Source organism: Luteibacter sp. P4_E6 (assembly GCF_056401535.1).
This window is the reverse complement of the sequence record NZ_JBFUJE010000788.1, coordinates 1-1,358: the sequence shown is the minus strand read 5'-3', so window position 1 is coordinate 1,358 and position 1,358 is coordinate 1. Positions and strand designations below refer to the sequence as shown.

Genomic DNA, 1,358 nt, shown 5'->3' with positions numbered 1-1,358 from the left:
GCGAATGCTTCGCAGCGGATATGGGCGCGTGACCGCGACGACGAGCCTTATCGCTTGCACCGCGCTGGGCCTTCTGGCTAAGGAGACCGCGGTTCTCACCCCCCTCTACGCCTTTCTTCTGGAACTCTTCGTCTTTCACTGGCGTACAGCGGCCAGAGAGGGCAGCTTTCGGAGATCGCGCTTCATCATTGCGCTGTTTATCGCGGCGCTCCTGATACCTGGCATTGCAGGTGTTCTATGGGTCGGGCCGGCGCTTATGCGAGCGTCAACCTGGGCACCTCGCGACTTTACGATGTCCACACGATTGTTGAGCGAAGCACGAATCGTCTTGGATTACCTCGCCTGGACAATCTTCCCGACGCCGACAGGCCTCTCCTTCTACCACGACGATTTTCGGATCTCGACAGGCCTCTTTGCACCGCTGGCCACCCTTTTCAGCATCGCCGGACTTGTCGGCCTAGCGGGTGCGGCCATCCTACTGCGCAAGCGTGCACGACTGGCCAGTCTCGGGATCGCCTGGATGCTCGCTTGTCACACGCTGACTGGAACCGTAATTCCTCTCGAACTCATCTACGAGCACCGCAATTATTTCGCCAGCATAGGCGTCATGCTAGCAGTGGTAACCGGCCTGCGCGGAAACGTGACTACCTCGGTAGTGGTTAACGGCACAGTCCCAACTTCGAGCCGCGTGACCGTAGGCAACATCGTTCTCGCGTTCGCCATCGTCTATTGGGCGGTACTCACGGGTTTCACGGCCTACCGATGGAGAACCCCTGTGGGGCTCGCGGAGGAGTTGGCCGCACGCAACCCCCAATCACCACGGGCTCAGTACGAGCTTGGACGAACGTACATCATCGGATCCCAGTACGACGCGTCTTCACCGTTCGTCCCACTGATTCCGCGCCAGCTTGAACGTGCAGCGGTCTTGCCGGGGGCCTCGACCCTACCCGAGCAGGCGCTTATTTTCTTCGCGGCGCGAATGCATCAACCCATCAAGGATGCTTGGTGGGATTCCATGGAAGCCAAGCTCCATTCCAAGCCGCCAACCATTGAGGACGAAAGCGCGATCTTCTCGCTGAGCACCTGCAGCCTCAAGGGGATGTGCACGCTTCCTGCGAATCGCATCGTCCGGTTGTATCTTGCAGCACTCACACATCCAGATCCGCGAGCCCGGCTGCTCGCGGCATATGCGGACTTTGCATGGAGTGGCCTACGTGACACACAGCTCGCCTTCCGCCTTTCAAAAGACGCCTCGGCGAAGGAGCCAGGCGAACCTGCATATCACATCACCCTCGTCCGCGAAGCTCTGTCGCTCGGCGACCATGCCGTCGCTGCCGAGCATATGGCAGCCTTGGAGC

At 59.9% G+C, this 1,358-nt stretch carries 1 pseudogene; it reads left to right on the top strand.

The window, feature by feature from the left end:
* Positions 1 to 28 precede the first annotated feature (28 nt).
* Positions 29 to 1,358: pseudogene (locus AC1DT2_RS23510) on the top strand (hypothetical protein); the annotation flags it as partial.